This window comes from Pseudolysinimonas kribbensis (assembly GCF_039531715.1).
GTDB lineage: Bacteria > Actinomycetota > Actinomycetes > Actinomycetales > Microbacteriaceae > Pseudolysinimonas > Pseudolysinimonas kribbensis.
In genome coordinates, this window is the sequence record NZ_BAAAQO010000003.1 from 80,261 (window position 1) to 93,697 (window position 13,437).

Here is a 13,437-nt window from a genome sequence, read left to right on the forward strand (position 1 = left end):
ATACTGAAACGAGTGTTTCAGTGGAAGGGGAGCGATGAGCGACGTCATCATCCGTCCTGCCGACCGCCCGGGCGACCTGGGCTGGATGGTGCGGGCGCACGGCGAGCAGTACGCGGCCGAGTTCGGCTGGGACCAGGGATTCGAGGCCTCCGTCGCCCGGATCGTCGCCGACTTCGGCGAGGGGACGCCATCCGGCGACCAGGCGGGCTGGATCGCGGAGCTGGACGGCCGCCGGGTCGGGTGCGTGCTCTGCGTCCGCGGCGCCGACGGCGACGCGCAGCTGCGGATCCTGCTGGTCGACGAGCACGCCCGCGGCCACGGGGTCGGCGGTGCGCTCATCGACACCTGCCTCGACTTCGCGCGCTCCGCCGGCTACCGGCGCATGTGGCTGTGGACCAACGACGTGCTCGCCGCCGCACGATCGCTCTACCTCGCCCGCGGCTTCCGGCTGTTCGCCGAGGAGCGCCACCACAGCTACGGCGCCGACCTCGTCGGCCAGTTCTACGAGCTCGACCTCGCCGCCGCGCCGTCGCGCCGGCTTCAGGCGAGCAGCGACCGCATCCCGGAGTCCAGCACCGCCACCACGGCCTCCGCCCGTGCGATCCGCTCCGCGGCCTCCCCCTCGGTCGACCAGGCGTCGAGGTAGCACTTGAGCTTCGGCTCGGTGCCGCTCGGCCGCACGATCACGCGGGCCCCGCCCTCCAGGTGCAGCCGCAGGATGTCGTTCGGCGGGAACGGGGCGAATCCGTCGGCGAAGTCGTCGATGCGCTCGACCCGGATGCCGCCCACCTCCGCCGGCGGACGCTCCCGCAGCCGCGCCATCATGCGCCCGATCTCGTCGTCGAGCTCCTGCACCCGGATCGAGATCTGCCCCGACGCGTACCCGCCGAACTCCGCGGCGAACGCGAGCAGCTCGTCGGCGAGCGTGCGGCCCTCTGCGCGCAGTGATGCCGCGAGGTCGAGCACCGCGACGGCCGCGGAGATACCGTCCTTGTCGCGCACCTTGTCGGGGTCGACGAGGTAGCCGAGGGCCTCCTCGTAGCCGAACACGAGCCGTGCGACGCGCGAGATCCACTTGAACCCGGTGAGCGTCTCCTCGTAGTCCAGCCCGGTCTGCCGCGCGACCTCGCCGAGCGCGGGGGAGCTGACCAGCGACGCCGCCAACGTGCCGTCGCCGCCGTCGGGGGTGAGCGCATCCACGCGGCGCGCGGCCTGCCATCCCAGCAGCCAGCCGACCTCGTTGCCCGCCAGCCGGCGCCACCCGGTGTCGGCGGACGAGTCCGGGATGCCGACCGCGAGCCGGTCGGCGTCCGGGTCGTTCGCGATGATCAGCTGCGCTCCCGCGTCGCGTGCGGTCGCCACCGCGAGGTCGAGCGCCCCGGGCTCCTCCGGGTTGGGGAAGGACACGGTGGGGAAGGCCGGGTCGGGGTCCTGCTGCGCGCGCACGGACACCGGCGGCGGGAACCCGGCGGCCGCGAACACCGCCGACGCGGTCTGCCATCCGACGCCGTGCATCGCCGTGTAGACGTACGGCGGCACCGCCGTGTGCTCGGCCGGGGCGGCCGTGCGGCGCACGTACTCCGCGACGAGGTCCTCGCTCGCGATCGTGTAGTCCTCGTCGCGGGGCAGGTCGGCGATCGAGCCGGCGGCGACCCTCAGGATCTCCGCCTGGATCGCCGCGTCGGCCGGCGGCACGATCTGCGACCCGTGGTCCAGACCCCCGAGGTACACCTTGTAGCCGTTGTCGCGGGCCGGGTTGTGGCTGGCAGTGACCATGATGCCGGCGCTCGCGTCGAGGTGCCGCACGGCGAAGGCGAGCACCGGCGTCGGCAGCTCGCGCGGCAGCAGGGTGGCGTGAACGCCCGCGCCCTGCAGCAGGGCGGCCGAATCGCGCGCGAAGACGCCCGAGTTGGTGCGTCCGTCGTAGCCGATCACGACGGTCGGATGCTCCTGGCGCGCGCGCAGGTAGGCGGCGAGTCCGGCGGCCGCCTGGGCCACGAGCACGCGGTTCATCCGGGTCGGTCCGGCGCCGAGCTCGCCCCGGAGGCCGGCGGTGCCGAAGTCCAGCCGCCCCGCGAAGCGCTCCTCGAGCTCCGCGGCGGCCGCGGGATCGGAGGCCGCCGCGTCGAGCAGCGCCTGCAGCTCGTCCCGCGTCTGGGCATCCGGGTCCTGGGCGATCCAGGCGCGTGCCTCCTCGACCGCGCCGCCGTCCTCCGCCTGGTCGAGGGTCACAGCTGCGCCACGACCCTCGCGAGAAGGGCCGAGATCACGGGCTCGGCATCCCGGCCCGCCTGCAGCACCTCCGCGTGGTCCAGCGGCTCGTCGGAGATGCCCGCCGCCGGATTCGTGATGAGCGAGAAGCCGAGGATCTCCATGCGGGCCTCGCGCGCGGCGATCGCCTCGAGCGCGGTCGACATGCCGACGATGTGGCCGCCGACCGTCTTCGCCATCTGGACCTCGGCGGGCGTCTCGTAGTGCGGACCCCGGAACTGCACGTACACGCCCTCGTCGAGCGACGGATCCACGGTGCGGGCCAGGTCGCGCAGCCGGCGCGAGTAGAGGTCCGTCAGGTCGATGAACGTGGCGCCCTCGAGCGGCGAGGCGGCGGTGAGGTTGATGTGGTCGCTGATGAGCACCGGGGTGCCCGGACCCCAGGTGCTCCGGATGCCGCCGGCTCCGTTGGTCAGGATCATGGTCGTCGCGCCCGCCGCGGCCGCGGTGCGCACCGAATGCACCACCCGCCGCACGCCGTGGCCCTCGTAGAAATGGGTGCGGGCACCGATGATCAGGGCCCGCTTGCCGTTCGGCAGCAGCACGCTGCGCAGGGTGCCGACGTGGCCGGTGAGCGCGGGCTTCGAGAATCCGACGATCTCGGTGGCCGGCACGGTCGCCGTCGTCTCGCCGATGAGGTCGGCGGCCTGGGCCCAGCCGCTGCCGAGGGTGAGCGCGATGTCGTGCCTCGGGACGCCGGTCGCCTCGGCGAGCTGGGCTGCGGCCTGCCGGGCGATCTCGAAGGGGTCGGCCGCGGGATCGTCCAAGGGGTTGTGCCCGGTGGCGGGGGTGCTCATTGCGGAAGAATAGCCGCATGCCCTACGAGTTCGAGCGGACGCAACGCATCGCCATCCTCGGGGGCGGGCCCGGCGGCTACGAGGCCGCCCTGACCGGCGCCCAGCTCGGCGCGGAGGTCACGCTCGTCGAGCGCGACGGGGTCGGCGGCGCGGCCGTGCTGACCGATGTCGTGCCCTCGAAGACGCTCATCGCGACGGCCGATGCGGCGGCCGCGGTGGGCGAGGCGGCCGATCTCGGGGTGCAGTTCTTCGTGCACAACGCGTCGGGGCGCGCCGTGCGGCCGGACATCACCGTGAACCTCGCCCAGGTGAACCAGCGCCTCCTGCTGCTGGCCCGGCAGCAGTCCGAGGACATGAAGTCGCAGCTCATCAAGGCGGGCGTGCGGATCGTCACGGGCGACGGCCGCCTCGACGGGCCCACCCGCATCCTGGTCTCGACCGGATCGGGCAAAAAGCGGACCGACTTCGACGAGATCGACGCCGACACGCTCGTCGTCGCGGTGGGCGCCCGGCCGCGGGAGCTGCCGTCGGCCAAGCCGGATGGCGAGCGCATCCTGACCTGGAAGCAGCTCTACACGCTCGAGGAGGTGCCCGAGCATCTCATCGTGGTCGGCTCGGGCGTCACGGGCGCCGAGTTCGCGTCGGCCTACCGCGCGCTGGGCGCCGGGGTCTCGCTCGTGTCGAGCCGCGAGCAGGTGCTGCCCGGCGAGGACAGCGACGCCGCGCGGGTGATCGAGAACGTGTTCACCCGCAACGGCATGGACGTTCTCTCCAAGAGCCGCGCCGCCAAGGTCGAGCGCTCCGGAGACGGGGTCGTCGTGACGCTCACCGACGGCCGCACGGTCGAGGGCTCGCACTGCCTCATGGCGGTCGGCGCGGTGCCGAACACCGAGCACATCGGCCTCGAGGAGGCCGGGGTTCAGCTGCTGGAGTCGGGCCACATCCGCGTCAACCGGGTCGCGCGCACCTCGATGCCGTCGGTGTACGCGGCGGGCGACTGCAGCGACTTCCTGCCGCTGGCTTCCGTCGCCTCGATGCAGGGCCGCACGGCGGTGTTCCACGCGATGGGCGATGCGGTGACGCCGACCGAGCTGCGCAACGTGACGTCGAACATCTTCACCCAGCCCGAGGTCGCCACGGTCGGCTGGTCGCAGCGCCAGATCGAGGAGGGGATCGCGCAGGGCGAGGTCTACAAGCTGCCGCTCGCGTCCAATCCGCGCGCGAAGATGATGGGACTGCGCGACGGATTCGTGAAGCTGTTCGCCCGCACCGGATCCGGCACCGTCATCGGCGGCGTCGTGGTGGCTCCCAAGGCGTCGGACCTCATCCTGCCGATCGCGCTCGCCGTCGAGCACCGCCTCACGGTCGACCAGCTCGCCTCGGCGTTCAGCGTCTACCCGTCGCTGTCGGGCTCGGTCACCGACGCGGCCCGCGCGATGCACATCGTGAGCTGACGCCGCGCTGCGGCCGGGTTCGTGCGCGGGCCCCCGGCGCATCCGATCGACGTTTCGCCATCCGCTCGATCCCGCGCGGGTACCACCGGATGGCGAATGCGGCATCGGTCGCGAGGGGTCTCGTCCCCACTGGCTCCGGCATCCGATCATCCACCGACGGAGCGGGGCGGATCCGAAGCCCCGCGGCGCCTGCGTGACGCTGTCGCGATGCTCGACATGGTCCCGTCGGAATGGCGCTGGCGACTCCTTCTCGCTCGTGACGCCCGCACGGAGAGCGCGCGCCGCCGACTCGCCGAGCGTGCGAAGGCCGGCGAACTCGTTCGAGTCGTCCGCGGGGCATATCTGCCGCAGGATGACTGGACCTCGCTCGACGCCGAAGAGCGATATGGGATGCGCATCCGCGCGATCTGCGCGACGCATCCCGGCATCGTGCTCGCTCACGGTGCCGCGGCCGCCGCCTGGGGGCTGCCCTGGATCGGGCCGCGAGCTTCGAGGTTCGACGTGCTGACGGAGGGCCGCGCCGGGTCGACCTCGAACATCCGCCGGCGCATCGAGCCGCGGGGCGAGGTCGTGACGATCGACGGGATGCTGGTCACGGGGCTCGCCCGCACCGTCGTCGATGTGGCACGTGACGGCGATCTCTCGCGCGCGGTCGCCGTCGCGGATGCAGCCCTCAACCCTCGAACCCGAGCCCAACTGGCTGTTCGGACAGGAGCTCCCGACCTGGAGAGCGAGCTCGCCCGTGTGCCGTTTCGGCACGGAGAGGTACGCGCCCGGCATGTGGTCGACTTCGCGGATGGCCGCAGCGGCTCGGCGGGCGAATCCGCCAGCCGCGTGACGATCGATCGCATCGGCCTGCCGTCCGCGATCCTGCAGCAGCCGTTTCCGCGATCCGCGGGCGGCTGTTGGCTCGTCGACTTCTGGTGGCCCGAGTTCGGCCTCATCGGTGAATTCGACGGACGTCAGAAGTATCTCGACCCGGCATTCCGCGATGGGCGCAGCGCTGACGAGGTGGTCTACGACGAGAAACGGCGAGAGGACGAGCTGCGTCGGCAGTGCCGGGCCTTCGTGCGGTGGGGCTGGCGCGAGGCGCGGAATCCCGCCTCACTCGCCGCGCTCCTGCGTTCGGTCGGGGCGCACTGACCGAACCGATCGCGCTTTCGCCATCGGATCGCTCCCGCGCGGATGCGATCCGATGGCGAAACGGCGGTCTGATGTGGAGAACGGGGGGCGCGGAGCGCGCACGCGACGCGCGAGGGGTCAGCCCTCGATCGCGAGGAGCTGGTGCCCGGCGGAGACGGTGGAGCCGACCGTCGCGGCGAGCTTCGCGATCGTGCCGTCCTTGTGGGCCGTGATCGGCTGCTCCATCTTCATGGCCTCGAGCACGAGCACCAGGTCGCCCTTGACGACCTTGTCGCCGTCGGCGACGGCGAGCTTCACGACGGTCGCCTGCATGGGCGCCTTCACCGCATCCCCGGTGGCGGCGGCGCCGACGGTGCCCCCGCCGCGTCGCTTCGGGATCGGGGTGGATGCCCGCCCCGCCCCGCCGCCGCGCGCACCGCCCGGCAGCAGCCTGGCCGGCAGCGAGACGCCGATGCGCTTGCCGTCGACCTCGACGACCACCTCATGACGCTCGTCGGCCGGAGCGCCCTCGGGCAGCATCCCGCCCCACGGCTCGATACGGTTGTCGAACTCGGTCTCGATCCAGCGGGTGTAGACGCCGAAGTGGCCGTCGGCCGCGACGAAGGCCGGATCGCGCACGATCGCCCGGTGGAACGGCAGCACCGTGGGCAGTCCCGACACCTCGAACTCGTCGAGCGCGCGGCGGGAGCGCTCGATGGCGTCCTTGCGGTCGGATCCGGTGACGATGAGCTTGGCGAGCAGCGAGTCGAAGGCGCCCGAGATGACGTCGCCGGTGGTGACGCCGGAGTCGACGCGCACGCCCGGGCCGCCGGGGAACCGCAGCACCTGCACGGGGCCGGGCGTCGGCAGGAAGTTGCGGCCCGGGTCCTCGCCGTTGATGCGGAACTCGATCGAATGCCCGGTCGGCTCCGGGTCGGGGTAGTCCAGCGTGCCGCCCTCGGCGATCCGGAACTGCTCGCGCACGAGGTCGATCCCGGTCACCTCCTCCGAGACCGGGTGCTCGACCTGCAGGCGCGTGTTGACCTCGAGGAACGAGACCGTGCCGTCCTTGCCGATCAGGAACTCGCAGGTGCCGGCGCCGAGGTAGCCGACCTCCTTGAGGATCGCCTTGGACGCCGTGTACAACAGCTTGCGCTGCTTGTCGGTGAGGAACGGCGCCGGCGCCTCCTCGACGAGCTTCTGGTGCCGGCGCTGCAGCGAGCAGTCGCGCGTCGAGACGACCACGACGTTGCCCTTCGCGTCGGCGAGGCACTGGGTCTCGACGTGCCGGGGCTCGTCGAGGTACTTCTCGACGAAGCACTCGCCGCGGCCGAACGCCGCAGTCGCCTCGCGCACCGCCGAGTCGAACAGCTCGGGGATCTCCTCCAGGGTGCGGGCGACCTTGAGGCCGCGGCCGCCGCCGCCGAACGCCGCCTTGATGGCGACCGGCAGGCCGACCTTCTTGGCGAACCGGGTGATCTCGGCCGCGTTCTTCACGGGGTTGAGCGTGCCGGGCGCGAGCGGGGCGCCGACCTTCTCGGCCACGTGCCGCGCGCTGACCTTGTCGCCGAGGCGCTCGATCGAGTCGGGCGAGGGTCCGATCCAGGTGATGCCCGCCGCGATCACGGCGCGGGCGAAGTCGGCGTTCTCGGCGAGGAAGCCGTAGCCCGGATGCACGGCGTCGGCACCCGAGCGGCGCGCGACCGACAGCAGCTTGTCGACCACCAGGTAGGTCTCGGCGCTCGTGGCGCCCTCGAGGGCGTACGCCTCGTCGGCGAGCTTGACGTGGCGGGCGTCGCGGTCCTGGTCCGCGTAGACGGCCACCGATGCGATCCCCGCATCCCGGGCGGCGCGGATGACCCGCACCGCGATCTCGCCCCGATTCGCGATCAGGACCTTCGTGATGCGCGCCATGAGAACCCAGCCTATGGGGCCCGGAGCGGGCTCCCTTTGTCGGAGCTCGACAGAACGGGCCCGCGGGGCTTGTTCACCGGTTCCAGAGCGAGGGCCACTCGTAGCCGAGACGCCGCACCAGGGTGCGCAGCAGCTGCACGCTCAGCCCGACGACGGCATGCGGGTCGCCGTCGACCTCGCGGATGAACCCGGCGCCCTTCGAGTCGATCGTGAACGCGCCCGCGACCTCGAGCGGTTCGCCCGTCGCGACGTACGCGTCGATCTCGTCGTCGGTGATGTCGTCGGCGAAGCGCACGGTGGCGGAGGCGACGCCGGATGCGCTGCGGCCGTCGGCGGCATCGATGAGCGTGTGGCCGGAATAGAGGATGCCGGACTGGCCGCGCTGCGCCATCCATCGCTCCCGCGCCGCCTCCGGCCGGTGCGGCTTGCCGTAGACGACCCCGCCGAGGTCGAACGCCGAGTCGCCACCGAGCACGAGGCCGTCGCCGACCCGCGCGGCGACCGCCTCGGCCTTCAGCCGGCCGAGCAGGGCGACGGTCGCGAGCGCGTCGAGCGGGCCGTGGTCGAGGGAGGCGGCGGCGACCGCGGCGTCCTCGTCCACCTCCGGCGCCATCGTCACGGGCTCGATGCCGACCGCGCGCAGGGTAGCGAGGCGGGCGGGCGAGGTGGATGCCAGGTAGAGCCGGGTCACGCTCCCTATTGTCGAGGGGTGAGCCGGTCTTCCGAGAAAGCGCAGTCGCCGGGGCTCGAGGTCGAGCTGGAGCCGCAGCGCATCGCCCACGGCGGTGTGAGCGTGGCGCGGCTCGACGGGCGCGTCGTGTTCGTCGCCGACGCGATCCCGGGCGAGCGGGTGCTCGCCCGCATCACCGACGACTCGAAACCGTCGTTCTGGCGGGCGGAGACCGTGCGGGTGATCGAGCCGAGCCCGCACCGGCGCCCGCACGTCTGGCCCGAGGCGGCGCTCGAGCGCGACCCCGACGACCGCGCCGGCGGCGCCGAGTTCGGCCACATCGCGAACGAGCACCAGCGCGAGCTCAAGGCGGCGGTGCTCGCCGAGGCGCTGCAGCGCTTCGCCGGGATCGAGCGGCCGACCGAGGTCGAGGCGCTTCCCGGCGAGGCCGACGGCACGCGCTGGCGCACGCGGGTGCGGCTGCACGTGGATGCCGATGGCACGGTCGGCCCGTACGCCGCCCGGTCGCATCGCGTCATCCGCACCGCCGGCCTGCCGCTGGTCACCGCGGCGATCGAGGAGATCGCCCCGATCCGCGAGCCGTTCGCGGGCGCCGACACGGTCGACGTGCTCGCACCGAGCGAGGGTGAGGCGCGGCTCGTCATCGGCCGGCAGGCGCCGACCGCGATCCGCGAGCGCGTCGGCGGCCGGGAGTTCCGGCTCGACGACGGAGGGTTCTGGCAGGTGCACGCCGCGGCGCCCGAGACGCTCTCGGCCGCAGTGCGCGACGCTGTCGATCCCGACCTGTTCGACCCACGGGCCGCCAACCTCGACCTCTACGGCGGCGTCGGGCTTCTCGCGGCCGCGCTCGGCGACCTGGCCGGGCCGGCACTGCGGATCACGAGCGTCGAGTCCGACGCGCGCGCGACCGAGCATGCGGCCGGCAACCTCGCCGAGTGGGTCGGTGCACGCGCCGAGACCGCGCGTGTCGAGCGCTGGGTGCGCGGGCTCGCGGATGCCGGGGCCGCCGAGCGCGCTCGCCTGGCCGACGCGACGGTCATCCTCGATCCGCCCAGGTCCGGTGCCGGCCGCGCCGTGCTCGAGGCGCTCGCCGAGGTGCGGCCCGCGCAGATCGTGTACGTGGCGTGCGATCCGGTGGCCTTCGCCCGCGATGCGGGCACGCTCGCGGGGCTCGGGTACACGCTCGGGCCGCTGCGCGCCTTCGACCTGTTCCCCAACACCCACCACGTCGAAGCCGTCGGTCGTTTCGTCCGCGAAGGACACGCCTGAATTCGGGGTGCCCGGGGACCCTGCGGGGTACCATGAGGCGGGGGTCCGTTCGCCCCTCGGAAACCCGGAGAACAGCATGAGCGCACCGACCCTCGAGCGCCCCGCAGCTCATGACACCGTGCGCGTCGCGATCGTCGACGACCACGAGTCGGTCCAGCTGGGACTGCGCGCCGCCTTCGCCGACGACGGCTTCGACGTGGTCGAGACCGCGGCGACCGTCGACGAGCTCATCAACGGGCTGCACGGTCGCGAGGTCGATGTCACGGTGCTCGACCTCTCCCTCGGCGACGGGTCGAGCGTGACCGAGAACGTCAAGCGCGTCCAGGCCGCCGGCTCGGCCGTGCTGGTCCACTCGATCGCCGACCGGGTCGCGCTCGTGCGCGAGGCGCTCGCCGCCGGCGCCGCCGGCGTCATCCCGAAGTCGGCCGCCACGAAGACCGTGATCGCCGCCGCCGCGACGGTCGCACGCGGTGACGTGCTCAACAACCTCGAGTGGGCGACGGCGATCGATGCCGACCGCGACTTCGCGAAGGCACAGCTCGGCCGGCGGGAGCGCGAGATCCTGCATCTGTACGCGTCCGGCCTGCCGCTCAAGCTCGCCGCCGAGCAGCTGGGCATCGGCTACTCGACCGCACGCGAGTATCTCGACCGCATCCGTGTGAAGTACGTCGAGGTCGGGCGCCCCGCCCCCACGAAGGTCGACCTGCTGCGCCGGGCCGTCGAGGACGGCATCCTGCCGGGGCTCGACGTCGACGGCGATGGACGCTAGCCCGGCTCGCGCCGTCCCCCCGCCCGCTCGCCAGGTCCGCGCCCCGCTCAGCCTGGCGCGCGTCGATGCCGCGATCTCGCGCTCCGCGGCCGCCATCGGCCTGGTGTTCTTCCTGCAGTCGGCGCCGGTGCTCGCCGCCCAGGCCGGCGACACGCGTCCGGGCTGGACCTGGGCCGTCGTGAGCCTGCTCGTGCTGTCGCTGCTCGCGGCCCTGCTCGCCGCGATCCTGCGCCGGCACGTGCAGGTCGCGAACGTCGCCTTCGCCGCCGTCTATCTGCTGGTCGTGCTGACCTGGCCCTTCGTGGTCGTGCATCCGAGCACCGACAGCCCGTGGATCTACTACCTCATGACCGTCGCCACGGGCATGGCCGCCATCGGCCTCACCGTGCCGTCGGCGACCGTGTACCTGATCGCCATCCCCGCGCTCTACGCGGGACTCCGGCTCACCGAATCCGGCGGTGCGCTCTCGCCGCTCAAAGCGGCGCTCGACTCGGTCTACTCCGTGATGCTCGGCGGGGCGATCCTCATCCTGATCACGATGCTGCGCTCCGCCGCCTCCCACGTCGACACGGCGCAGGCGCTCGCGCTCGACCGCTACGCGCGCGCCGTCCGGGAGCATGCGACGGAGGCTGAACGGGTGCGCATCGACGCGATCGTGCACGACAGCGTGCTCACCACCTTGCTGACCGCGGCGCGCGCCGATACCGCGAGCGCGCAGACCTTCGCCGCCGGCATGGCGTCGGCGGCGATCGCGCACCTGCGCGAGGCGGCGCTGGTGACCCCCGACGACGGTTCCGCCGTGCGCATCGCGCTCGTCGCCGACGGCATCCGGGATGCCGTCAAGCAGCTCAGCGCGCCCTTCGCGATCTCCGTCGCCCGCCTCGGCCCACGGGCGATCCCGAGCGTCGCCGGGGAGGCGATGCATGCGGCCGCGGTGCAGGCCGCAGTGAACAGCATCATCCATGCGGGGGACGGGGCGCGCCGTCGGGTGCGCATCACCGACCGGGACGGCGCCCTGTACGTCGAGGTCACCGACGACGGCAACGGATTCGATCCCTCCCGGGTCTCTCGGGAACGGCTCGGGTTGCGCGTGTCGATCATCGAGCGGCTCGCGAACGCCGGCGGACGCGCCGAGGTGCGCTCTCGACCCGGCGAGGGCACGACGATCCTGCTGCGCTGGCCCGCAGAGGACGCGCCGGCCAGCGCGGCGATCGACTCCGGGGAGGCCGCGTGAACGTCGGAGTGCCCCGCTGGATCATCGTCGGCATCGCCGGGCTGTTCTGCGCCTACGTGCTCGTGCTCGGCGTGTACGCCCTCGACCGGGTGAGCTCGCCCTACCCCGTGATCGTCGCGATGGTGCTGTTCGGCATCGCGGTCGCGCTCACCCTGCTGCCGATCGGCCCCAACCGGATGCCGGTCTGGCTCGCCGCCTTCAGCATGTCGACGCTCATCGCCATCACGCTCCTCGTGAGCAGCCAGGTCGACCTCGGCGATCTGCGGGGCACCGGCTACGCCACCTGGTACATCGCGGGCGACGGCGCCCTGATGACGATCGTCTGCACCCGGCTGCGACCCGGATGGGCGTGGGGCGGGATTGCGTTCCTCGCCGCCCACACCGCGCTCTGGGCCGGGCCGCTCGGCCTCGTCACCTTCGGCGTCATCGGCAGCGCGAGCTGGGTCACGGTCGCGCACGTCATCAGCTCCGCGCTCACCCGCGCGGCCCGGGAGACCCGGCGGTTCGCGCTCGCCGAACGCGAGACCGCCGACTGGCAGGCCGCGCAGGAGGCGCACGTCATGGAGCGGCAGTTCCGCCTGGACCGCACGGGCCGGATGGCGCTGCACATGCTCGAGACGATCGAACGCTCCGGCGGCGACCTGACCCCCGAGCAGCGCGAGGAGTGCCTGCACCTGGAGGGGGCCATCCGCGACGAGATCCGCGGGCGGCGGCTGCTCAACGACGCCGTGCGGGAGCAGGCGATGCGGGCACGGCGGCGCGGTGCCACAGTCGCGCTGCTCGACGAGGGCGGCATCGACGACCTGAGCGGCGACGACCTCCATCGGGTGCTCGACCGGCTGGCCGCCGCGATCCGCGACACCGATGCCGACCGGATCATCGCCCGCACCGTGCCCGAGGGCTCGGATGTCGCGGTCACCGTCGTGGGCCTGCGCAGCCCCGACGAGCACGCGCGCGCCCTCGGCCTCGAAGACGACGACGACGAGTCGGTCGCGCTGTGGCTCGAGATCCCGCGCACCGTGCCCGCGGACGAGGGTCAGCCGGCGAGCGCGGCCTCGGTCGCGAAGAGGTAGTTGCGAGTGGCGGGGTCGACCGTCCCGGTCTCGATCCAGTGCGCACCGTCCCAGGTGTGCATCCGGTACTCCGGCCAGCGCTCGTGCAGCTCGGCGAGGAATCCGGCGGCGTCGCGCCCGTAGCGCACCAGATGCCGGTCCTCGATCTCCAGCAGCAGGCTCGGACGGTCGCGGTCGATGATCCGGCGCGCGCCCTCGATGACCGAGGGCTCGAAGCCCTCGACGTCGACCTTGATGAAGGCGACGCGGTCGATGCCGTGGGCGGCGCACCACGCGTCGACCGTGTCGATGTGCGTGCGGCTCTGGTGCAGCCGGTGCTGCCCGTCGTCGGCCCCTTCCGCGATGTGGCCGTGACCGAAGATCGGGAACCCTCGCCGGAACGGGACGGCGATGTGCCCGTCGCCGGCGTTCGGGCCGAGCGCGACGCGACGGGTGGTGCCCTGCCGCGCGCCGGTGAGGACGCGCAGGAGCCGCACCGTGAGGACGCCGCGGCGCTGGGGCTCGAAGGCGAAGACGCGGCCGTCGCGGCCCACGATGTCGGCGAGCGGCACGGTGTACATGCCGAGGGCCGCTCCGATGTCGAGCACCGCGTCGCCCGGCCGGACGACGGCTCGCAGCCCGTTGAGCTCGGGCTCCGCCCAGTGCAGCCGGGTCGCCAGGCGGTACAGGGCGTGGCCGGCGCGCAGCCGCCAGCCGCTGCGACGCACGGCGGAGGCTCTCGGCAGAGGGGCGGATGCGGCGTCGACGGTCACGTGCACCTTCTTCAGGGGGAGTCCGAGAGGACGCGGCAGGCGGGGGTAGAACAGATCGTATCGGCGCGCGGCCGGCGCGAGATACCCGGGC

Annotated in this window: 12 protein-coding genes; 7 read left to right on the forward strand and 5 right to left on the reverse strand. The window is 72.9% G+C overall.

Annotated elements, in window-relative coordinates; translation table 11 throughout:
* The first annotated feature begins 34 nt into the window (after window positions 1-34).
* Complete coding sequence (locus ABD285_RS07010) at window positions 35-646, forward strand: GNAT family N-acetyltransferase (RefSeq protein WP_344201448.1); 612 nt, start codon at window positions 35-37, stop codon at window positions 644-646.
* Here the strand turns inward: ABD285_RS07010 and ABD285_RS07015 are convergent.
* Window positions 541-2,232: a phospho-sugar mutase gene (locus tag ABD285_RS07015; protein WP_344201451.1), complete on the reverse strand. Its 1,692-nt coding sequence runs from the start codon at window positions 2,230-2,232 to the stop codon at window positions 541-543. The two genes, ABD285_RS07010 and ABD285_RS07015, sit on opposite strands and share 106 nt — an antisense overlap.
* Window positions 2,229-3,068, reverse strand: a complete 840-nt coding sequence (locus tag ABD285_RS07020; RefSeq protein WP_284253273.1) for a purine-nucleoside phosphorylase — start codon at window positions 3,066-3,068, stop codon at window positions 2,229-2,231. The genes ABD285_RS07015 and ABD285_RS07020 overlap by 4 nt, the downstream gene beginning before the upstream one ends.
* A gap of 17 nt (window positions 3,069-3,085) precedes the next feature.
* Here ABD285_RS07020 and ABD285_RS07025 point away from each other — a divergent pair, with 17 nt between their 5' ends.
* Both ABD285_RS07025 and ABD285_RS07030 read left to right on the forward strand, forming a co-directional pair.
* Window positions 3,086-4,522: an NAD(P)H-quinone dehydrogenase gene (locus ABD285_RS07025; protein ID WP_284253272.1), complete on the forward strand. Its 1,437-nt coding sequence runs from the start codon at window positions 3,086-3,088 to the stop codon at window positions 4,520-4,522.
* A 207-nt stretch (window positions 4,523-4,729) separates the two neighbouring features.
* Entirely contained in the window at window positions 4,730-5,665 is a 936-nt protein-coding gene (locus ABD285_RS07030) for a hypothetical protein (protein ID WP_284253271.1), read from the forward strand.
* A 117-nt stretch (window positions 5,666-5,782) separates the two neighbouring features.
* Here ABD285_RS07030 and ABD285_RS07035 read toward each other — a convergent pair whose 3' ends face one another.
* Together ABD285_RS07035 and ABD285_RS07040 are read right to left on the reverse strand one after the other, a co-directional pair.
* Window positions 5,783-7,558, reverse strand: coding sequence for an acetyl/propionyl/methylcrotonyl-CoA carboxylase subunit alpha (locus ABD285_RS07035; protein ID WP_284253270.1), 1,776 nt, complete (start codon window positions 7,556-7,558; stop codon window positions 5,783-5,785).
* A 73-nt stretch (window positions 7,559-7,631) separates the two neighbouring features.
* The gene (locus tag ABD285_RS07040) at window positions 7,632-8,249 is read right to left on the reverse strand and encodes a Maf family protein (RefSeq protein ID WP_284253269.1); all 618 of its coding nucleotides are present in this window, start codon (window positions 8,247-8,249) and stop codon (window positions 7,632-7,634) included.
* An 18-nt stretch (window positions 8,250-8,267) separates the two neighbouring features.
* Here ABD285_RS07040 and ABD285_RS07045 point away from each other — a divergent pair, with 18 nt between their 5' ends.
* From ABD285_RS07045 to ABD285_RS07060, 4 genes are all read left to right on the forward strand, one after another.
* On the forward strand, window positions 8,268-9,518 hold the full coding sequence (locus ABD285_RS07045; protein WP_284253268.1) for a class I SAM-dependent RNA methyltransferase: 1,251 nt from the start codon (window positions 8,268-8,270) through the stop codon (window positions 9,516-9,518).
* Between the two features lie 76 nt (window positions 9,519-9,594).
* A complete protein-coding gene (locus ABD285_RS07050; protein WP_284253267.1) occupies window positions 9,595-10,287 on the forward strand; it encodes a response regulator transcription factor in 693 nt (230 codons plus the stop codon).
* On the forward strand, window positions 10,277-11,521 hold the full coding sequence (locus ABD285_RS07055) for a sensor histidine kinase (RefSeq protein WP_344201462.1): 1,245 nt from the start codon (window positions 10,277-10,279) through the stop codon (window positions 11,519-11,521). The genes ABD285_RS07050 and ABD285_RS07055 overlap by 11 nt, the downstream gene beginning before the upstream one ends.
* A complete protein-coding gene (locus ABD285_RS07060) occupies window positions 11,518-12,594 on the forward strand; it encodes a hypothetical protein (RefSeq protein WP_284253265.1) in 1,077 nt (358 codons plus the stop codon). The genes ABD285_RS07055 and ABD285_RS07060 overlap by 4 nt, the downstream gene beginning before the upstream one ends.
* Here ABD285_RS07060 and ABD285_RS07065 read toward each other — a convergent pair.
* On the reverse strand, window positions 12,558-13,437 hold an 880-nt coding region (locus tag ABD285_RS07065; protein WP_344201465.1), incomplete at its 5' end, for an FkbM family methyltransferase. The genes ABD285_RS07060 and ABD285_RS07065 overlap by 37 nt on opposite strands.